The sequence below is a fragment of the Campylobacter concisus genome (genome assembly GCF_002914005.1).
GTDB lineage: Bacteria > Campylobacterota > Campylobacteria > Campylobacterales > Campylobacteraceae > Campylobacter_A > Campylobacter_A concisus_N.
Genome location: NZ_POZU01000010.1, coordinates 14,435 through 35,196 on the forward strand (window position 1 = coordinate 14,435; position 20,762 = coordinate 35,196).

Here is a 20,762-nt window from a genome sequence, read left to right on the forward strand (position 1 = left end):
ATTATTTTTTACCTTCATAAAAGACTAGATCAAAGCTATTTTTTCTCTTTACAAGCGATCTTTTTGTACTAGTTTGACTGGTAGCTTCGTGCAATTTTTTATTTAGCTCATCAATAGTTGATTCTAAATCGTCAATTTTTTCTTTCAACTGAAGTATCACATCAACGCCGGCTAAATTTACACCTAGTTCGCGGGTTAAATTTAGTATAGTTTTTACTCGATCAACGTCTTTTTGTGAGTAGAGCCTCATCTTGCCATCTGTTCTTGATGGCTCGATAAGTCCCTCTCTTTCATATTGTCTTAAAGTTTGTGGATGTATGCTTAAAACCTTTGCAACAACGCTTATTAAAAAAAGTGGTTCTTCATAATTTTGCATTTTTTACTCCGGTAATTTTTCTTTTAACTCTTTTACTAAGCCTTCATCAAGCTCATTGATATTTGGAAGTTTTACCCTGGCTTTTAAGTAAAGATCGCCATAAATTCCGCTCTTTCTATTTTGCACGCCATATCCTTTTAAGCGGATCTTTGTGCCTGTTTTTGAGTTCTCAGCGATTTTAATCGTGACATCTTTTTTGTAAGTATGTACATTGACTTTTCCGCCAAAAAGCATAGTTTTTAGTGGAATTTCTATATCTTTATAAAGATCGTCTCCGACTCTTTCATATTCGTCGCTTGGCTCAACGCTAATAGCAAGTATAAGATCTCCTTTTTGACCACCAGCGCTTTTACCTTTGCCTTTTACGCGAAGCTTCTCGCCGCCTTCTATGCCACTTGGAATTTTTATCTTAATGCTTTCGCCATTAAAATTTATCTTATGTTCGCCACCAGTTACAGCTACGTCAAATGGTATAGAAATTTTTGCATTTACGTCTAGATCAGCTCCGCCAAATCCAAATCCACCACTACTAAATCCGTCAAAGCCTCCAAAATTACTACCAAATCCGCTGCTAAATTTAGCTCCACCGCCACCAAAGCCACCTGAGAAGATATTCTTTAAAATTTCATTTAGATCGCCCATATCGGCTGAACTACTAGCAAAGTCGTGGAAATTTTGACCGCCAAACATAGTATCGCCGTACTGGTCGTATTGAGCTCGTTTTTTATCGTCGCTTAAAATTTCATAAGCAGCATTTATCTCTTTAAATTTATCTTCTGCTCCAGGGTCTTTATTGATGTCTGGGTGATATTTTCTAGCAAGTTTTCTATAAGCTTTTTTTATCTCGTCGCTTGAGGCACCCTTTGAAACCCCTAAAGTCTCATATAAGCTTTCACTCATATATTCTCCTTATATTTTTTTGATACGGATTATATCACAAAGCTTTAGTCTATGCAAGTCAAGTTTATTTTTGTTTAATAACAAGAAAAAGTGTTAAGATTTTATTTTTTCACTATATTTATAATTTGCAAAAATTTTTAGTTTAAAGGAAAAAAATGAAAAAGATTGTGCTAATTTCATTAGTAGCAGCTTCTTTTTTAGTGGGGGCTGATATTAAAATTAATGAAGCTAACTCTAATATCACGAGAGTCTCACCACTTAGCGATAAAAATAGCGTACTTTCTTATTATGACTCGATCGCTCAGGCAAAGCTTTCAGTTGTAAATATCTCAACTACAAAAACGATAAATAATGCTGGCATTGAGCAGATGTTTAATGACCCTTTCTTCAATGAATTTTTTGGATTTAACTTTGCAAAACCAAAAGAAAAAGAAAAAACTACTTCACTTGGTTCTGGCGTTATTATCTCAAATGATGGATATATCGTTACAAATAACCACGTTATAGAAGATAGCGATCAAATAGTCGTAACTCTTGCAAATGGCGGCAAAGAGTATAAAGCAAAACTAATAGGAAGTGATCCAAAAACCGATCTAGCCGTCGTAAAGATAGAAGCAAACGGACTAAATGCAATCACTTTTGCAGACTCGTCAAAGCTACTTGATGCAGACGTCGTATTTGCAATAGGCAATCCATTTGGCGTTGGTGAAAGTATCACTCAAGGTATCATTTCAGGGCTAAATAAAGATAATATCGGCCTTAATCAATATGAAAATTTTATCCAAACAGACGCTTCGATAAATCCTGGCAACTCAGGCGGCGCTTTAGTTGATAGCAGAGGATATTTAGTTGGTATAAACTCAGCCATACTTTCAAAAAGTGGTGGCAATAACGGCATTGGCTTTGCTATTCCATCAAATATGGTAAAAGATATTGCTAAAAAGCTGATAACTGACGGCAAGATCGAGCGTGGCTTTATCGGTGTTACGATTGCAAATTTAACAGATGAGCAAAAAGAGCTTTACACAAATAAAGAGGGTGCTTTAATAAGTGGCGTAGAGCAAGGCATGCCAGCAGATGAGGCTGGGCTAAAAAGAGGCGATTTGGTCATATCAGCTAACGATAAAGCTATAAAAAATGCAAATGATCTTAAAAATTTCATCGGTTCACTAACTCCAAATAGTAGTGTTGATATAACTTACGAGCGATCAAATAAAATAATGAATGCAAAAATCAAGCTTGCAAACGCTGATCACAATTCAAAAGATATAGCAAAAAGCATTATCATCGAAGGACTTAGCGTCAGTAATCTAAGCGATGAGATAAGATATAAATACAAAATCAGCCCAGATACTCAAGGCGTGCTAGTAACTGATGTGAAATCAGGCTCAAAAGCTGAAGACTTCGGCTTTGAAAGAGGCGACGTGATCGTGCAAGTTGGCGAAGAGAGCATAAAAGATCTTCAAACATTTGCAAATACGGTCAAAAATACAAAAGGCAAAAAGACGCTAGTGTGGATAAATCGCGGCGGTATCATACAAGGCCTTGTTATAAAATAATCATCTAAGAGCTGAAATTTCAGCTCTTAACCCTTTTAAATTTTTAAAATCTTAATCTGCTATAATCCTTAAAAATAAATTTACAACAGGAAAGATCATGACTAGAATTTTAATGATAGAAGATGATATGGAGCTTGCTGAAATTTTAACTGAATATCTAGAAAACTACGATATTGAAGTAGTGACTGCCGAAGAGCCATATATCGGACTATCTACGCTAAATACAAGTAAATTTGACCTAGTTATACTAGATCTTACACTGCCTGGAATGGATGGATTAGAAGTTTGTAAAGAGATCAGGAAAAATCACAATATTCCTATTATCATATCAAGTGCGAGGCATGATATAACAGATAAGGTAAATGCTCTTGATAACGGCGCTGATGATTATTTACCAAAGCCATATGACCCACAAGAGCTTTTGGCTCGTATCAAAAGTCATCTAAGAAGGCAGAGTATCACTCCTGCAAGTGAGGCGAGAAATTTAAATAAAGACCTGGTTTTAAAAGAATTTGAACATGAAATTTTATTTAAAGGAAACGTGCTAAATTTAACTGCCGCAGAATACGACATCTTAAAATATCTACTTTTAAAAGAGGGCGGAGCGGTTACTAGAGAGGAGCTTATCTATAACTGCGAAAGCATAAATGAAGATAGCTCAAACAAAAGTATAGACGTCATCATCGGCAGAATTCGCCAAAAACTAAATGAAAATCCAAAAGAGCCAAAATACATTCACGCTATCCGTGGTATCGGCTATAAATTGGTTCTTTGATGCCAAGATCGTCTATTTTTATAACCATAACTTTTATCTTTGCTCTTGCGCTCGTTTCGATATTTCTAGCTTTTTTGTGGCTCATGGGTTTTGACAAGCAAAACTATACAAGAGAGCTAAATAACAAATACTCAAACGTCGCTAGGACAAATTTGTTTTACATGGGCGGCATCATAAATAAAGCTCAGTACGACCGCCAGCTTTCAAACATCGATATGCCAGAGATCAAAGACGAGAAAAAAAAAGATGAAATTTTAAAACAAGCAACCGTTTTAGAAGAAATTTCAAGCGATTTAGGCTCAAGTGCGATCTTGCTTTATGATAAGCACCACTATTTAAGGATTGAGCATTTAGACGAGCTAAAACTTTTAATGGATAAGGAATTTCAGCCTTATAGATACGAGGTGATAAAGGCTGTTTTTCTGGTGGTTGCGGTCATTTTGCTAGGTGCTTACATTTTTGTCATATATAAGATAAAGCCGCTTAGAAAGCTAAAGCGTCAGATCGTAAAATTTGCAAATGGTGAGCTTGATGGCGTGCAAAATGTTGGCAACGGCAAGGATGAAATTTCTGAAGTTTCTGAAGCATTTTATGAGGCAGTTTGTCAGATAAAGGCACTTAATGACTCAAGGCATCTTTTCTTAAGAAACATAATGCATGAGTTAAAAACCCCTATCACAAAAGGGCTAATCGCCGCTCAAATGATAGAAAAAAGTAAAAATCAAGAGAGGCTGATCTCTGTCTTTCATAAGCTTGAAAATTTAATAAACGAACTTGCAGCGATAGAGCAGATAACATCAAAAATAGGGCTTAGCAATAAAACGCCATGTTTTATGAGGGATCTCATCGATGAGGCCATAGATATAGCCATGGTAGAAAAAGAGTGTGTTGGTGTCAGTGAGCTTGATGAGGTTAGGGTGCTTGTTGATTTCAAGCTATTTTCAGTCGCTATAAAAAACATGATAGATAATGGCATAAAATATTCAACTGATAAGCATGTAAATATCGTTGTTAGCAAGGACCATATGAAATTTATAACTCAAGGTGAGAAGCTAAAAAATGATCTTGACTTTTATGTCCAGCCATTTATCAAAGGAGAGGATACTCAAAAGAGTTTTGGACTAGGTTTATATATAGTTAGCAATATACTTGATGCTCATGGACTCAAATTTAGATACGAATATAAAAACGGAATGAATGTCTTTGTTTTTGAAAATTTACAAGATATAATAGTGACTTAAATAAAACATAATAAACAAAAGAGGGCTAAAAATGGCAGCAAAAATTTTCTCACCAGTTGATATCTTATCAATAATAGATCTTGAAATAGCTTTTATAAATCGTTATAAAAATGTAAAAGATTATGCAAAAAATTTATCTTTGATATATTTTTCTTTGCCAAGCACTAAAGAGTATAGTGAACTATTTGAAAAATTTTTAAGACAAACTGATGTTGTTGTAAGAGAGAATGAACATTATGTGGTCGTGCTTCATGGAACAAATGAAAGAGGAGCTAGCGAACTATTATCTGGTATTCAAGAGTTTTTAAACGCTGAGCCAATTGATTTGATAGTAAGCTATCCAAAAGATGGAAGAAACGCTAAAGAGCTTACTACTAAGCTTCAAGATGAGATAAAAGATAATTATGGTGTATTGCTTGAAATGCTTTCAAATCAAGAAAAATTTGAAGCTTTTGAAAGCATGATTTAATATAATTTTGTGGAGTTTGTTTGGAGAATTTACTACTATTTTTTGCAGTTTTGCTTATAACTAGCATTCTTTTAAGTAAGATCTCTGATAAATTTGGAATTCCATCTTTAATAATATTTTTAGGCGTTGGTATGCTGGCTGGCTCAGATGGGCTGCTTGGCGTAAATTTTGATGATCAAGTAATCGCTCAAAATGTCGGCATGCTAGCACTCATATTTATACTTTATGCTGGTGGGCTAGACACTGATTTTGCAGCGATTAAGCCTATTTTTGGCAGAGGTTTAGCGCTCGCAACACTTGGCGTTTTCTTAACCGCGCTAGCTATCGCTCCAGCAGCAAAATATTTGCTTGATTTTACCTGGGCAGAGGCGTTTTTGCTAGGTTCTATCATCTCTTCGACAGATGCAGCAGCTGTTTTTGCCATACTAAGAGCTAAGAAAATTTCACTTAAAAATAGCATTGCGCCATTGCTTGAACTTGAATCTGGCTCAAACGATCCAATGGCGATATTTTTAACTATGACCATCATTCAAATGATCTCGCTAAATAGCACACCGACAGCATCTGAGTGGGCTATTACGCTAGTTAAGCAGTTTGGTATAGTATCGCTATGGGCTATTTGTTTGGCGTAACTTTGCCAGCTATCTTTAATAGACTTCGCCTAAAAAGCTGGGGCCTTTATCCAGTTTTTTCTATCGCTTGGATATTGCTTTTATACACACTTTGCTTTAAGGTTGGCGGCAACGGCTACCTGGCTGTTTATATTGCTGGAATTTTTATAAATAAAAAAGAGTTTTCTCATAAGAAAAATTTAGTCGGTTTTCACGATGGTATCGCTTGGACGATGCAAATAGTTGTCTTTTTAACACTTGGTCTTTTGGTAAATCCTTCTCAGCTTCCAGCAACGGCGCTAATGGCGCTTGTTTTGGCATTATGGCTTATGTTTTTTGCAAGACCACTTGGTGTTTTTGCATCGCTTGCATTTTCAAAATTTAAGATAAATGAGCAAATTTTTATCTCTTGGGTTGGACTAAGAGGTGTTGTGCCAGTGGTGCTAGCTACCTATGTTTATGTAGATGGCGTGCGTGATGCGGATATGATTTTTAACATTATATTTTTTATGGTTTTGATTTCGATTTTGATACAGGGTATGTCACTTGGCTTTGCGGCTGATAAATTTAAAATCAAAGAGAGCGAGCAAGATGATGTTAAGCCAGTAGAAAACTCTCCGATCCTAAGCTACACACTTCGTCAGCACACCATTCACTATGGTTCAAAACTAATTGGCAAAGATTTGGCTCAGCTTGAGCTTCCAACTGAGTTTTTAATAATCCTAATAAAGCGTAAAAACGAGTATCAAAAGCCGACTGGCTCAACAATCTTTGAAGAAAATGACTTGCTGCTGATACAATGTGAAAATCAAGTGCTTTATCAAGATACGATTAAGTATTTGACATATTAAAATTTTGATAAAAATTGCCACATTTTATTTCTCTTTGTAAATTTTAAAACTTTACTCACTCGCCTTAGCAGACTACTAAATTTAGGCTACACTTCGTTTAGCACTAAATTTAGAGCCGTGATATGCTCGCTCATAAATTTTAAAATTTGCCAGAGTTTTTAATAGCATGCGGTGCGTTGGCATCTTTGTGTGCTACTTCTGACGTGCGAGGTGATTGAGGGATCAAAGGGGGATAAGGGGACGGCTTTGATCCGCTAGCTCGCAACTGCAAGCAGACCGTAATTCAAGTCCCCTTTTGTCTCCCTTTTGATAAATTTACACCTCAAAGCAAATTTTAAAACTTTCATTCACTCACAAGAATTGACTACTGATTTTAGGCCTCGCAAAGCTTGCCACTAAAATCAGAGCCGAAATTGCTCGTTCATGAAATTTTAAAATTTGCCTGAGCTTCATATATGCAAAATTACCTACTAAAATTTAGCTTCGCTTATCGCTTAGCTCAAATTTTAAGGCCAAAACAAATCCGTTCAGTCTCATTTTATTTTGCTTTTTATAAAATCACTAAAACACTAGCAAAATGGGAGACAAAATGCTTGATAGTATCATCCTTGCAGTCCTGGTATATTTTGCAACATTCTTATTTATGTTTTTTCTGCTCGCCTTTTTTGCCTTTTGGTATATAAGCGTGCCGCTATTTGTCATCTACATCGTTATAAAATTTATAAGGCAAGCAAAAGAGTGCGAGAGGATACATGGCAAGCTTGAGTAAAATTTAAATTTCTAGCCCAAAATGAGCTAGAAATTTCTTTATTCTAGGGCTTGAGCCAGATCAGCTATCAGATCCTCAGCATTTTCAAGGCCTATGCTAACTCTTATCAGCTCTTTTGTGATGCCAGCTTTGATTAGCTCTTCACTGCTTAGCTGTTGGTGCGTAGTTGAAGCCGGGTGCGTGATGAGCGACTTTGTATCGCCGATATTTACTACGATCTTAAAGAGTTTTACGCGCTCTAGCATCTTTTTTGCACGCTCAAAGCTATCAGTTTCAAAACAAAATAGCCCATTTACCATGCCATCTTTAAAGTATTTTTGCGCCTTTGCGTGATCTATGTTGTCAGCAAGCCCTGGGTATGCCACGCTTTTTATATGCTTGTGAGAGTTTAGAAATTTAGCCACTTTTAGCGCGTTTTGCGAGTGTCTTTCAACTCTAACAGCAAGCGTTTCAAGCCCTTGTATGAGCTGCCAAGAGTTAAATGGAGAGATCACGGCGCCGATGTCACGCACGATAGCAAGCCTCGTTCTTAGCGTGTAGATGTCAAAACGATCCGTCATATCAGCATAGACGATGTCGTGATAGCTCGCATCTGGCACGTTAAAATGCTCATATCGTTTGTTGCCTTTTAGCTTTTCGTTTAGGTGATTTGCGCTTACGACCACACCTGCTAGGCTAAGGCCCTGACCGCTCATATACTTGCTCGCACTATGCACGCAAACATCGACGCCGTGGCGAAGTGGCTGAAAGATGATAGGCGTTGGTACGGTGTTATCGGTGATGCTGATGATGCCATATTTGTTTGCGATTTCTACGATTTTTTCGATATTTGGGATAGAAATTTGCGGATTTGAAAGCGTTTCAAAAAATATAGCCCTCGTTTTATCATCTATCAAAGCCTCCAGATCATCAGCAGTGTCGCTGTCAAAGACTCTGGCCTCTATGCCAAATCTTTTTAGTGTGTGCGTAAAAAGTACTGTCGTGCCGCCATAAATTTTTTTGGCGATGATGATATTATCGCCTGCTTGGGCTAAATTTATAATGCTGTAAAACAAAGCTGACTGACCGCTTGCAGTCGCTATCGCAGCGGCTCCGCCCTCAAGTGCAGCGACCCTTTTTTCAAAGATATCTGTCGTTGGATTGCCAAGTCTTGTGTAGATGTGGCCGCCATCTTTTAGATCGAACCTAGCAGCCGCAGTCTCGGCGCTTCCAAAGTCGTAAGCCGTGCTTTGGAAAATAGGCACAGCCATCGTGCCAAAGCCTTCATGTGTATCGTAGCCTACGTGGATCGCAGCGGTTTCTTGCCTCATTTTTGCTCCTTTTAAGGTAATTTTGGCGTAAATTATACATTAGCAAAGCCAAAATTTAGGGGATAAAATCAATTTTTGATATAATTTGCCAAAAAAAAGGAAAAATTTGAACCAAGTTACGGACAAATTTAAACGTGTAAAATATCTTCGTGCGCTAGAAAAATTTGCAAAATCAGCGATAAATGGGCTAAAAAGAGATGACTTTGACGAGGCTGAATTTCGCCAAAGAGTGGAGAAAAACGCGAAAGTCATCGAAAAAGTCGAGGCTGTCTATCTTGATCAGCCATACTCAAAGGCGCTAGAAAATTTTATAAATTTGCTTATCAAAAACGCCCCAAAAGAGGAGCTTTTAAAGGTGGCAAACCTGCTTGATAAGCTCAAAAATCAAAAGACATATAAAAAAGAAAAACATAAAAATAAATTTAAGGATGAGGATTGAAAGCAGTTATTTTCGATATGGATGGCACTGTAATCGATAGTGGCGAGGCGATATATAAAACAGTGAATGAAGTAAGAGATGAGCTAAATTTGCCGCCACTTGAAAAAGAATTTATCATAAAAGCGATCAATGAGCCAGGTAGAAATTTGCCCCTTGAGTTTTACGGCATCGACACGCCAAGTAGGAGCTTAAAAGAGGGCTTTGAAGAGAAATTTAAGAAATTTTACGATGAGTGTGCGACTACATATGAGGGCGTAAAAGAGCTTTTACAAAAGTGCAAAGAGGCTCATTACAAAGTCGTTTTGGCAAGCAATGCACCACACGATACGCTAGAGAAAATTTTAAAGAAAAATGAAATTTACGAGCTATTTGATGAGGTCATAGGCGCTAGCAAGGAGATACCACAAAAGCCTGATCCTGCGATGCTTCACCTAGCTGTTAGTAAAACTAAAGCTAGTAAGGCGATCTTTGTTGGAGATAGCCTAAAAGACGAGCTAGCAGCCAAAAATGCAAATATGCCTTTCTTGCAAGTTAGCTGGGGATTTGGCGAGGAGAGCAAAACTGCCACGTATAATGCCAAAAACGTTAGCGAGGCTTGGGAGATAATATTAAATTTTTAACTTAGTTTTAATTGGCTATAATCTTAAGAAATTTTCAAAGAAACAGCGATGATAGATATATTTGAGGGCAGTGCGAGAGATAAATTTTATGATATTTTGTTTAACGCAAATGCCGTTTTGGTTAAAAACGAGATAGATAAAATTTTTGAAAAATTTGTGGCTATGAGCGAGCTTTGCGAAAAGTATGGCATTAGCGAGGATGAGATTAGAAATTTTATAGTCTCAGTGCAAGATAAAGTTTATAACGGGGTAAATGACCTATATATCGAGCTTAGCGGAGAAATTTTAAGCCAAAATGAGTAAGATTTTCGCGCTCATTGCTTTGCTTGCCTCCATTGCTTTTGCAAAAGAGCCAAATTTTGACCCAAGTTCGGTGCATACATTTGAGCTTAAAAAAGATGAGTGGGCTAGGGTCTTTATAACTGAAAAGCGAACCCAAAGGGTTGAAACGTTTGACTTTCGTTGGACGCTATTTGATAGCACAAATATCACCGTGCAAAGCTTTTTTAGGCGCTATCCAAGGCAGATGGTCTTTTCGCTAAGACAAGGACAAAACACCTATATGCAGCGAGTTTTGCCTGATTTTACGATGCCGCCAAATGAGAGCGTAAGCCTTTATATATCATTTATTGATTTTAAGGATAAAAAGGCGCATTTTAGGGTGGCTCTGCTAGATGAGAGCAAGCGTGTGGATGTGGGTTTTAGAGATCCAGACGAAGCTAAATAAAAGGAAAAGTATGGATAAAATCGATGAAATAATGGGCAAATTTATAAGCGAGCTTGGCTACAAAGAGGCGTTTGAGATGTTTTTAAAGATAAGCTCTGGCAAAAAGCTTCGCTCAAAACTTCTTTTAAAGATCGCAGGCGAGAGTGAAATTTCGCTCAAACTTTGCGCTATTATCGAGCTCATCCATCTTGCAAGCTTACTGCACGACGACGTCATAGATGAAGCGAATATAAGACGCGGCAAGCCAAGCATAAACGCACTTTTTCGCAGTAAAAACTCGGTCATGCTAGGCGACATCCTCTACTCAAAAGCTTATTTTGAGCTTACAAAATTTGATCCAAGCATCGCAGCTATCATCTCAGACGCAGTCAGCAAGCTAAGTATCGGCGAGATGATGGATGTGAAAATGGCTGAAAATTTTAATGAAAATGAGCAAGAATATTTAAAAATGATCTACTATAAAACAGCCGTTTTGATAGAAGCCACGGCAATTTGTGGGGCGAAGCTAGCTGGCAAAGATAGTGAGAAATTTGGAATTTACGGCAAAAATTTAGGCCTTGCATTTCAGATCGTTGATGATATATTAGACATAACTCAAGATGAAAAAACGCTTGGCAAACCAGCGCTCAACGACTTTGTCGAGGGCAAAACAACGCTTCCTTACATTTATCTTTATAAAAGCTTAGACGAAGCTGGCAAAGCAAAGCTTAGATCACTTTGGATGAAGAGGTTTGATGAGGGTGAAATTTTGTGGCTAAAAGAGGAATTTATTAAGACAAATTCTCTTCAAAAAGCAGTAAATGAAGCAAAAAGGCTTGGGACTGAAGCGATAGAAGCGATAAAAGAGTATAAAAACGCCGAGCTTGAAGGGATTATAAAAAGCATGATAGATAGGGAATTTTAATGCACTATTTAGATATAAGTTTTACATATAAAAATACTGATATTTCAGTTAGAGAAAAGCTTGCATTTGACAGCGATGAGAAAAAAGAGCAAATTTTAAAACTACTAAGATCAAACAAAAGTATAAACGAATGTATGGTCTTAAATACATGCAACCGCGTTGAGATAATTGCAAGCGTTAGTGATCTAGAAAGTGCAACGACGCATGCGTTTAGATGCATGTCTGTATTTTCAGGTGTTTTTGAAGATGAGCTTTATGAAAGGGCTGACATTTATGAAGATAGCGGAGCCGTGCATCACCTCTTTGCCGTGGCAAGCTCGCTTGATAGCCTAGTCGTCGGCGAAACACAGATCGTTGGACAGCTAAAAAATGCCTTTAAATTTGCTTACGATAGCTCAGCTTGCGGCGAACAAATCAGTAAAATCATCCATTATGCATGTAAATGCGCTGCTAAAGTTAGAAACGAAACTCAAATTTCTAAAAACCCGATCTCCGTTTCAAGTGTCGCCGTAGCAAAGGCAAAAGAAATTTTTGGCACGCTTGAAGGTAAAACTGCTATCGTCGTAGGAGCTGGTGAAATGGGCGAGCTAGCAGCAAAACACCTAATCTCAAGTGGCGCAGAGGTGATCATTATAAACAGAAGCTCCGAGCGTGTTGAGCAGCTAGTTGATAGCCTTGGTGACAACGCTAGCTGGGATAGCATTTTAAAATTAAAAGAATATGTAAATAATTACGACCTAATATTTTCAAGCACCGCAGCCCCGCACGCTATCATCACAAACGCCATAATCGAACCAAGAGAATTTCATAGATACTTTTTTGATATTGCCGTACCAAGGGATATTGACCTTATAAATACAGAATTTATTAGTGTCTATACGGTCGATAGTTTAGAGGAGATAGTAAGGAAAAATTTAGCTCTAAGAGAGGAGCAAGCACAAAAAGCTTATTCGATCGTAGGTCAAGGCACAAGCGAATTTTTAAAAATTTTAAAAGAAGATATGAGTGTGCCACTCATAAAATCGATCCGCAAACAAGCTGAAATTTGTGCTAAAAACGAGCTAGAAAAAGCGATAAAAAAAGGATATTTAAAGCATAGTGATTATGAGGAGGCACAAAAGCTCATTCATCAAGTTTTTAAAGCCTTTTTGCACCAGCCAACGATGAAGCTAAAAGAGCTTGCGGACAAAGAAGGAGCAAGAGAGCTTTCAAGCGGAGTTAGATATCTATTTGACATAAAAGAAGAGCAAATTTTTCAAGCAGGAGATATAGATGAAATTTAGTAAATTTTACGCCCCAACAACCAAAGAAGCACCAAAGGATGCCTCTTTGCCAAGTCATCAGTTTTTGATTAGGGGTGGATTTGTCGAGCAATTTGGCTCTGGACTTTACAACTATCTGCCGCTTGGAAAGATCATGCACGATAAAATTTCACGTGTAGTAAAAGAGGAGATGGACGAGGCCGGAGCGCTAGAGGTGAGTTTTAGCGTGGTTACTTCAAGCGAGCTTTGGAAACAAAGTGGCCGCTACAACGTCTTTGGCAAGGAGCTTTTACGCTTTAAAGATAGAAAAGAAAATGACTTTGTTATAAGCCCTACAAACGAAGAGGCAGCCGTTGCTTTGGTACGTGGCAAGGTGACTAGCTACAAGCAGCTACCGCTAAATTTATACCAGATAAATACTAAATTTCGTGACGAAGCAAGACCACGCTTTGGCTTGCTAAGAGGACGAGAATTTACAATGAAAGATGCTTATAGCTTTCACTCAAGCAAAGAGGATCTAAAGCGTGAGTTTGACCTTATGGAGGCAACTTATAGTAAAATTTTTACCCGTCTGGGGCTAAATTTTAGAGCCGTTGAAGCTGATAGTGGAGCTATCGGTGGCAGTGGTAGTAAAGAATTTATGGTGCTTGCAAGTAACGGCGAAGATGACATCCTTTGCTGTGAGGCTTGCAAATACGCTGCAAATATAGAGGCTGCTAGAAGAAAATCTAGAACAACCGATGCTGAAGCGCCAGAGGCTGACGCGGCTAAATTTAAAACGCCAAATGCAAAAACGATAAAAGATGTAGCGGAATTTTTCAAAGTTAGTGAGTTTTACTGCATAAAAGCTGTTATTAAAAAAGCTATTTATGAAGACAAAGAAGAGGTTGTGGTCTTTTTTGTAAGGGGCGATGATGAGCTTCAAGAGACAAAGGCGCAAAACGCTTGCAAGGCGCTTGAGCTTGTAGATGCTAGCGAGGCTGACGTAGCGAAAGCTGGACTATCTGCTGGATTTTGTGGGCCGGTTGGACTAAAAGATGTGAAATTTTTCATAGATAACGAGCTAAGGGGCGCAAATAACATGATATGCGGCGCTAACGAGACGGACTATCACTTTGTTGGCGTTAGCGTTAGCGGATTTAACGAAGAGAGATTTAAAGACCTTGTAAAGGTAAAAGAGGGTGATAAATGCCCAGTTTGCGGCGGAAATTTAAAACTTAGCAAGGGTATCGAGGTAGGTCATATCTTTCAGCTAGGCGATAAATATTCAGCTGCGATGAACGCGACATATCTTGATGAAAATGGCAAAGCAAAGCCATTTTTGATGGGCTGCTACGGCATCGGCATAAGCAGGCTGATCGCTGTGATGATAGAGGCTAGCCACGACGAGAAGGGCTGCATCTGGAAAAAAGAGTGCGCGCCGTTTGACGTCGAGATCATCATCTCAAATTTAAAAGATGAGGCGGGCGTGGAATTTGCATTTGAGCTTTATGAGAGCCTTAAAAAAGCTGGCGTTAGCGTCATCATCGATGATAGAAACGAGAGATTTGGCGTTAAGATGAATGACTTTGAACTCATCGGCTTCCCTTATGCGCTGCTTGTGGGTAAAGAATTTGCAAATGGCAAGGTTGAGTTTATAACAAGAGATGGTTTAAGCAAAGAAACGATCGACGCAAACAAAGCCTTTAAAAAGATAAAAGAAAGCTTATGAGATTTTTCGCATTTTTATTTTTTTTGATAGAAGCGATATTTATCTATCTTTTTGTTGATAAATTTGGCTTTTTAAACTACTTTCTTGAGGTGCTGGTCTCTGGATTTGTAGGCATTGCGCTTCTTTTAAATGCTGGATTTTCTAGTCTAAATTCGCCTCAAGTGGCGCTTAAAAGCTTTCTTGGCGGAAATTTATTTAGTCAGTTAGGGCTTAGCTTTGGCGGAATGCTTTTATTTTTGCCAGGAATTTTAACAGATATTTTTGGCATAGCTGTAGTCGTTTTTTCTTTGATATTTAAGAAAAATATAGCAAAAAATGAGAGTTATCAAGAGTTTAAATTTCAAAATTTTAGCGAACAAAGTACTAAAAAAGATGATGGCGAGATCATCGACGTTGAGGTTATCGAAGAGCCAAAAAGAGTAAATTAGGAGAGATGATGAAAGAGATAAAAATAGCAACTAGAAAGAGCATCTTAGCGCTTTGGCAAAGCGAGCATATCAAGGCTAGGATCGAGGCGCAGCACAAGGGCATGAAGGTCGTGCTTGAGGGCATGAAGACAAAGGGCGACGTGATACTTGATACGCCACTTGCAAAGATCGGCGGAAAGGGGCTTTTTACAAAAGAGCTTGAAGATAGCATGCTAAAAGGCGAGACTGATATCGCCGTGCATAGCCTAAAAGACGTGCCTGTCGTATTTCCAGATGGATTAAAGCTCGCAGCAATCTGCTCACGCGAGGACACCAGAGATGCTATGATAAGTGAGAAATTTGCTAAATTTAGCGACCTACCGCGCGGCGCAAAAGTTGGCACAACGAGCCTACGCCGAAAGATGCAGCTACTTATCATGAGGCCTGATCTTGAGATCATTTCGCTTCGTGGAAACGTGCAAACTAGACTTAGAAAGCTAAAAGAGGGCGAATTTGACGCGATCATTTTGGCGATGGCTGGCATAAACCGCCTAAATATCAAGGCTGAAGTGGCACACATCTACACATTTGGCTTTGATGAGATGATACCTGCGATGGGTCAGGGTGCTCTTGGTATAGAAGCTAGAGATGAGAAGCAAATTTTAGATCAGATTGATTTTCTAAACGACGAAAATGCGGTCATTGAAACGACCATAGAGCGTGATTTTGTAAGCGTTTTAGAGGGCGGCTGTCAAGTGCCAATAGGCATAAGTGCAAGACTAAAAGGCGATGAAATTTCTATCGATGCGATCGTTGGTCTGCCTGATGGAAGTGAGTTTATAAAAGATAGCTTAAAGACTAGCAAAGATAAATTTCAAAGTGTCGGCAAGGAGCTAGCGCATAAATTTATAGAAAAAGGTGCTAGAGAGCTTTTAAAACGGGCTGAAGAGATGGCGTAAGCGTGTTTGAGCTAAATTTTAAAGCAAAAGCCATAAATGCTACCAAAAATAGCAAAGACAACTACTATATGATCGGTCTTGCAGACGACAAATACGACTACAAAAACTACATAATCTTTCAAAGACCGATCAAACTCAAAAAAGATGACGACGAAAACGCCGACATAAGCGGCCTATACGCAGAGTGCAACGGCGATATTTGCTACAACTCTTGCAAAAAGGTGAAGATCACTGATAAAACTATTATTTTTGAGGTGCAAGATAGCCGCATTTGCATTGATATTGAGGATGTAAAGCTTAACGAGCGCTTTATGAAATATAGCAAAGAGATATTTGGCAAACTGCTAAAATGTAACATATCGGAGTAATTAAAAAATTTACTACCGTTTTCAAAACTGCGATGCTATCTAGTGTTTAATCTAACAAAAAAATTGTGATGAATTACTTTGAAAAGACGTAAGTATGCTAGCCATGTGTGGCTGTGCGTTGAACACTAGTTTGCGCACATTCGACAATGGAGTATAAATTTAGTGCTTGTGTCTATTTAAGCGGCGAGGCAATATCGCAAAGAATGCGTCCAAAACAGCGATCGATACTCTGATAGCTATCTGTGAGTGCGGCAAATAATAAATACCCGCTTTGCTTCGCATTTTTCAGCTATTTTTGGCTAAAATCGCCCAAAAATCAAAAAGGCGAAATATGGACTACATCAAGCTTTTAAAAGAAAATAATCTACTTCGTGTTATCGACGAGCCAACAGATATTGATCTTGAGATCGCGCACGCTAGCTACATCGAGGTCAAGCGTGAGGGCTCGCAAGCGCTACTTTTTAAAAACCCAGTTTGTAAAAAAACTGGGCGTAAATTTGCCCCTGTGCTTACAAATATCTACGGCTCAAAAAGGGCGCTTGAGCTTATCTTTGGGCTAAATCCTGATGAGATCGCAGCCGAGATAGAAAAGCTTTTAAAGCCCAGAAAACCTGAAAATTTTAAAGAAAAGCTTGATTTTTTAGCCTATCTTTTTAGTATGAGAAAAATTTTTACCAAAAGGCTAAAAGGCGAGGGCGAGTGCCAGCAGGTCAAATTTATAGGCGAAGATGCTGACCTTTTGAGCCTACCTGCGCTAAAGACATGGCCGCATGATGGCGGTGCCTTTATTACGATGGGACAGGTCTATACGCAAAGCTTGGACGGAAATTTACAAAATTTAGGCATGTATCGCTTGCAAATTTATGACAAAAATCGCCTCGGCATGCACTGGCAGATCCATAAAGACGGCGCGAATTTCTTTAACGAATACAAGCGCGCGGGCCGCAAGATGCCCGTATCCGTGGCAATAGGTGGCGATCCGCTTTATATTTGGTGCGGGCAAGCACCGCTTCCAAAGGGAATTTTTGAACTTTTGCTTTATGGTTTTATCCGTAAAGAGCCAGCCAAACTTGTAAAATCCTTAACGAATGAAATTTACGTTCCGCACGATGCGGACTACGTGATAGAAGGTTTCGTGGATACGGCTAAGTACGAGCTTGAGGGGCCATTTGGCGATCATACTGGCTTTTATACGCCTATTGAGCCTTTCCCAGTGATGGATGTAACGGCGATAACTAGCAAGCGTGAGCCAGTATTTCATGCGACTGTGGTTGGAAAGCCGCCACTTGAGGATAAGTATATGGGCTGGGCGACTGAGCGGATTTTTTTGCCACTTTTGCGAACAACCGTGCCTGAACTACTGGACTACAATATGCCTGAAAATGGCGTTTTTCACAATCTAATCTTAGCCAAGATAAATACGCTCTATCCAGCTCATGCAAAGCAGGCTATGCACGCATTTTGGGGCGTTGGGCAGATGAGTTTTGTAAAACATGCCATTTTTGTTGGAGCCGATGCGCCTGAACTTAAAAATTATGATGAATTTACTAGCTTTGTTTTAAATTATTTTGGTAGTCAGAGTGTGCTAATAAGCCAAGGTGTGTGCGATCAACTTGATCATGCTAGTCCAAATTCGTGTTTTGGTGGCAAACTCGGCGTAGATGCAACGCAGGATTTTTGTAAATTTATACCAAAGCTTTTAAACGATGATGAGCTGTTGGCTAAATTTCAAAGCGTTGCACCAAATGTAAAAGAGCTTAAGCAGTTTAAAACGGATACCAAAACGCCTATTTGCGTGGTGAAATTTGAAAAAGATTGTGTGGTAAAAGAGCTTTTTGACAAGCTTTTGACATTCAGAGAATTTTTCAAACTCCTTATCGTTGTGGATATGCAAAATCACCTTGAAAACCCATATATGCTACTTTGGCGTGTGACAAATAATATCGATGCTTTGCGTGATATCTACATTGAGGGTGAAAATTTCTGCGTGGATGCGACGAGCAAGGACGAGCTAGAGGGATATACGCGTGGCTGGCCGTTACAAACGGATTGTGACCGCGAAGTAGTTGCTGATCTAATTAAGCGCGGTATTGTAAAAGATGAGCCAGAGTTATTTAAAAAATTTGAAATATTTGGCTAGCTTTGAGGTACTCAAGTAAATTTATAAATTTTGCTTTTTGCTGCGGATTTGAAATTTTTAATAAGACTTGCTTAATCAAACGCTAGTGTTTTTATGCTAATTTAAAAATAGCTTTTAGACTGGGTCTAAAAGCTTAATTTGTTTTTAGCTCTCTTTTAAGAGCTTGCTTGCGAGCATATCGGCTTTTGCTTTATCTGTATCTTTTTTTACGGATTTGTAAATTTTAGATATATAATTTTCCAAAACTTCGTGGCAAGATATTACTTTTTCATTTTCACTTCTTGCTACTTTTACGTATTCGCCGCTATTTTGTAGCTCAAAAGCTAGGTCGTTATCGCTTAGCTGAAGCTCTAAAATTTCAAGTAGTCTCTCTTGAAGTCTTGGCTCAAAAATAGGCGTCATAAGCTCCAAGCGACGTTCTAGATTTCTTGGCATCCAGTCAGCACTTGAGATATAAATTTTTGGCTGAGCATGTTTAAAGTATAAAATTCTAGCGTGCTCTAAGTATTTGCCGATTATTGAGCGAACTTTTATGTTTTCACTTTTACCTTTTATGCCAGGCCTTAGTCCGCACACACCACGAACTATAAGATCGATCTTCACGCCTGCGTTTGATGCGCGGCTAAGCTCATTTATCACATCTTCGTCGATTAGCGCATTCATTTTGGCAATGATCCTGCCCTCGCTACCTTTGCTAGCTTCCACTCTTATCTTTTCGATGATGCGCTCTTTTATCTGAAAAGGCGACATGCTAAGAGCGTTTAGACGGCGATTTTTATTATATCCTGAGAGGATGTGAAAAAATGAAGTCGTATCTTGGCTAAATTCTTCTTTGCTCGTAAATAGACTCACGTCAGTATAAATTTTTGCCGAACTGCCGTTGTAGTTGCCTGTGCCAAAGTGCATATAAAATTTAAGCTTATCGCCGATTTGGCGGATGACCTGGCTAACTTTTGCATGCACCTTAAAGCCTGTAATGCCGTATATCACGTGCGCTCCAGCGTCTTCAAGCGCCTTTGCCCAGTGCAGGTTATTTTCTTCATCAAACCTTGCCTTTAGCTCAACCATCACAGTTACTTGTTTGCCATCACTTGCGGCGTCTATTAGACTTTGAATTATTGGCGAGCTCTTATCGACTCTATAAAGTGTCATTCGAATAGATATGACTTTTGGATCTTTGCTAGCTTCTTTTATAAAGCTTACAACTGGATCAAAGCTCTCAAATGGATGCACTAAGAGCACATCTTCTTTATCTATGGCGTCAAACACAGATATGCCATTGCCAAATGGTGGTAGCGTTTTTGGAACGTAAGGCGCATTTGCCAGATGGGTAAAATTTTTACTTCCAGCTATCTCCCAAAGTGAGCTAAGAGTGAGTGGAATGCTTGAAAAATAGACATCTTTATGAAAAATTTTCATATGAAAATTTAAGAAGTCCAAGATATCAGCGTCTACGTTTTTATCGATTTGCATACGAACAAAAGCCCCTTTTCTGCGAAGCTTTAGCCCTTGCTCAAGTATCATCATAAAATCATCCGCTTCTTCTTCTTCGATGACGATATCAGCGTTTCTTGTCACTCTAAAAGCAGCCGAGCTAAGCAGCTTATACCCTGGGAAAATTTCTTCTGCGTGGCGATGTACGATCGTTTCAATCGGCACAAAAACATTGCTACTTGGCTGTGTAAAACGTGGCAAGACTCTTGAAATTCTTATCATGCCGTATTTTAAAATTTCTGGATGCTCTATATCAGCAAGCTTAACGGCAAGAGAAAAGCTAAGGTTGTTTAGATGCGGAAATGGATGAGTCGCATCGACAGCGATAGGAACTATGACTGGCAAGATATTTGAGAAAAAGTATTCGTCGCACTTTTGCTTCAAGCTATCATCAAGCTCATCATAATTTTTTATAAAAAGTCCCTCTTTGCTAAGAGCATTTACTGTTTTTTTATAGTGATCTTCTACTAAATTTTGCTCATTTTGTAGATATTTTCTAATCTCTCTTAGCTGATCAAGTGGGCTCATGCCATCGCCACTGCTTGTAGTAGCTCCAGCTGCGAAAAGCTGCTTTAAGCCAGCGACTCTGATCATATAAAACTCGTCTAGATTTGTCATATAAATGGCTATAAATTTTAGCTTTTCAAGTAAAGGAATTTCCTTTTCACACTGAGCGAGCACCCTTGAATTAAATCGTAGCCAGCTTAATTCTCGGTTTATAAAAAGAGTTCCATTTTCGCTCATCATCTTCTCCTTGTGTGTTTTTGAGTTATTTTATGATATATGCGGTTATAAAGTTCTTACTTTATTTAAATTTTTGGTTACAATAAGCCAAAACTTAAATTTAAAGGCTTGTTATGTCTGATTATG

At 38.5% G+C, this 20,762-nt stretch carries 20 protein-coding genes and 2 pseudogenes; 17 read left to right on the forward strand and 5 right to left on the reverse strand.

The window, feature by feature from the left end:
- Position 1: 1 nt before the first annotated feature.
- A complete protein-coding gene (locus tag CYP54_RS01010) occupies positions 2–376 on the reverse strand; it encodes a heat shock protein transcriptional repressor HspR (protein WP_072594938.1) in 375 nt (124 codons plus the stop codon).
- 3 nt (positions 377–379) lie between these two features.
- Positions 380–1,276 (reverse strand): DnaJ C-terminal domain-containing protein, encoded by an 897-nt coding sequence (locus CYP54_RS01015; protein WP_103603844.1) that lies wholly within the window; start codon positions 1,274–1,276, stop codon positions 380–382.
- Positions 1,277–1,431: 155 nt separating this feature from the next.
- Between CYP54_RS01015 and CYP54_RS01020 the strand changes: the two genes are divergently transcribed.
- The 6 genes and pseudogenes from CYP54_RS01020 (at position 1,432) to CYP54_RS01045 (ending at position 7,551) form a co-directional block, all read left to right on the forward strand.
- Entirely contained in the window at positions 1,432–2,835 is a 1,404-nt protein-coding gene (locus CYP54_RS01020; protein WP_103603845.1) for a Do family serine endopeptidase, read from the forward strand.
- A gap of 97 nt (positions 2,836–2,932) precedes the next feature.
- Entirely contained in the window at positions 2,933–3,610 is a 678-nt protein-coding gene (locus tag CYP54_RS01025) for a response regulator transcription factor (protein ID WP_021090796.1), read from the forward strand.
- Positions 3,610–4,851, forward strand: a complete 1,242-nt coding sequence (locus tag CYP54_RS01030; RefSeq protein WP_103603846.1) for an ArsS family sensor histidine kinase — start codon at positions 3,610–3,612, stop codon at positions 4,849–4,851. The genes CYP54_RS01025 and CYP54_RS01030 overlap by 1 nt, the downstream gene beginning before the upstream one ends.
- Before the next feature lie 31 nt (positions 4,852–4,882).
- Entirely contained in the window at positions 4,883–5,320 is a 438-nt protein-coding gene (locus CYP54_RS01035) for a hypothetical protein (RefSeq protein WP_021090991.1), read from the forward strand.
- Between the two features lie 20 nt (positions 5,321–5,340).
- Positions 5,341–6,782, forward strand: a pseudogene (locus tag CYP54_RS01040) (potassium/proton antiporter).
- A gap of 589 nt (positions 6,783–7,371) precedes the next feature.
- Entirely contained in the window at positions 7,372–7,551 is a 180-nt protein-coding gene (locus tag CYP54_RS01045) for a transformation system protein (RefSeq protein WP_103603847.1), read from the forward strand.
- 38 nt (positions 7,552–7,589) lie between these two features.
- Here CYP54_RS01045 and CYP54_RS01050 read toward each other — a convergent pair whose 3' ends face one another.
- Positions 7,590–8,861, reverse strand: a complete 1,272-nt coding sequence (locus tag CYP54_RS01050) for an O-acetylhomoserine aminocarboxypropyltransferase/cysteine synthase family protein (protein WP_103603848.1) — start codon at positions 8,859–8,861, stop codon at positions 7,590–7,592.
- A gap of 106 nt (positions 8,862–8,967) precedes the next feature.
- Here CYP54_RS01050 and CYP54_RS01055 point away from each other — a divergent pair, with 106 nt between their 5' ends.
- Genes CYP54_RS01055 through CYP54_RS01100 form a run of 10 tightly spaced genes read left to right on the forward strand, consistent with a single transcriptional unit; the run spans position 8,968 to position 16,258 of the window.
- On the forward strand, positions 8,968–9,300 hold the full coding sequence (locus tag CYP54_RS01055; protein ID WP_103603849.1) for a hypothetical protein: 333 nt from the start codon (positions 8,968–8,970) through the stop codon (positions 9,298–9,300).
- On the forward strand, positions 9,297–9,920 hold the full coding sequence (locus tag CYP54_RS01060; RefSeq protein WP_103603850.1) for an HAD family hydrolase: 624 nt from the start codon (positions 9,297–9,299) through the stop codon (positions 9,918–9,920). The genes CYP54_RS01055 and CYP54_RS01060 overlap by 4 nt, the downstream gene beginning before the upstream one ends.
- 48 nt (positions 9,921–9,968) lie before the next feature.
- Positions 9,969–10,223: a DUF2018 family protein gene (locus tag CYP54_RS01065; protein WP_103603851.1), complete on the forward strand. Its 255-nt coding sequence runs from the start codon at positions 9,969–9,971 to the stop codon at positions 10,221–10,223.
- Complete coding sequence (locus CYP54_RS01070; protein ID WP_087584352.1) at positions 10,216–10,647, forward strand: hypothetical protein; 432 nt, start codon at positions 10,216–10,218, stop codon at positions 10,645–10,647. Before CYP54_RS01065 ends, CYP54_RS01070 begins: the two co-directional genes overlap by 8 nt.
- A 10-nt stretch (positions 10,648–10,657) precedes the next feature.
- On the forward strand, positions 10,658–11,551 hold the full coding sequence (locus CYP54_RS01075) for a polyprenyl synthetase family protein (protein ID WP_103603852.1): 894 nt from the start codon (positions 10,658–10,660) through the stop codon (positions 11,549–11,551).
- Positions 11,551–12,834: a glutamyl-tRNA reductase gene (hemA, locus tag CYP54_RS01080; protein ID WP_021090656.1), complete on the forward strand. Its 1,284-nt coding sequence runs from the start codon at positions 11,551–11,553 to the stop codon at positions 12,832–12,834. The genes CYP54_RS01075 and hemA overlap by 1 nt, the downstream gene beginning before the upstream one ends.
- On the forward strand, positions 12,824–14,524 hold the full coding sequence (locus CYP54_RS01085) for a proline--tRNA ligase (RefSeq protein WP_103603853.1): 1,701 nt from the start codon (positions 12,824–12,826) through the stop codon (positions 14,522–14,524). Before hemA ends, CYP54_RS01085 begins: the two co-directional genes overlap by 11 nt.
- A complete protein-coding gene (locus CYP54_RS01090; RefSeq protein WP_103603854.1) occupies positions 14,521–14,952 on the forward strand; it encodes an FxsA family protein in 432 nt (143 codons plus the stop codon). The genes CYP54_RS01085 and CYP54_RS01090 overlap by 4 nt, the downstream gene beginning before the upstream one ends.
- Positions 14,953–14,960: 8 nt before the next feature.
- The gene (hemC, locus tag CYP54_RS01095; protein ID WP_103603855.1) at positions 14,961–15,890 is read left to right on the forward strand and encodes a hydroxymethylbilane synthase; all 930 of its coding nucleotides are present in this window, start codon (positions 14,961–14,963) and stop codon (positions 15,888–15,890) included.
- Between the two features lie 2 nt (positions 15,891–15,892).
- Positions 15,893–16,258, forward strand: coding sequence for an Imm10 family immunity protein (locus tag CYP54_RS01100; protein WP_103603856.1), 366 nt, complete (start codon positions 15,893–15,895; stop codon positions 16,256–16,258).
- A gap of 159 nt (positions 16,259–16,417) precedes the next feature.
- Here CYP54_RS01100 and CYP54_RS10045 read toward each other — a convergent pair whose 3' ends face one another.
- The gene (locus CYP54_RS10045) at positions 16,418–16,540 is read right to left on the reverse strand and encodes a hypothetical protein (RefSeq protein ID WP_258033576.1); all 123 of its coding nucleotides are present in this window, start codon (positions 16,538–16,540) and stop codon (positions 16,418–16,420) included.
- Between the two features lie 49 nt (positions 16,541–16,589).
- Here CYP54_RS10045 and CYP54_RS01105 point away from each other — a divergent pair, with 49 nt between their 5' ends.
- Positions 16,590–18,398, forward strand: a complete 1,809-nt coding sequence (locus CYP54_RS01105) for a menaquinone biosynthesis decarboxylase (RefSeq protein ID WP_103603857.1) — start codon at positions 16,590–16,592, stop codon at positions 18,396–18,398.
- Positions 18,399–18,542: 144 nt separating this feature from the next.
- Here CYP54_RS01105 and CYP54_RS01110 read toward each other — a convergent pair.
- Positions 18,543–20,648 (reverse strand): annotated as a pseudogene (locus CYP54_RS01110) (RNA degradosome polyphosphate kinase); the annotation flags it as partial.
- Positions 20,649–20,762 lie beyond the last annotated feature (114 nt).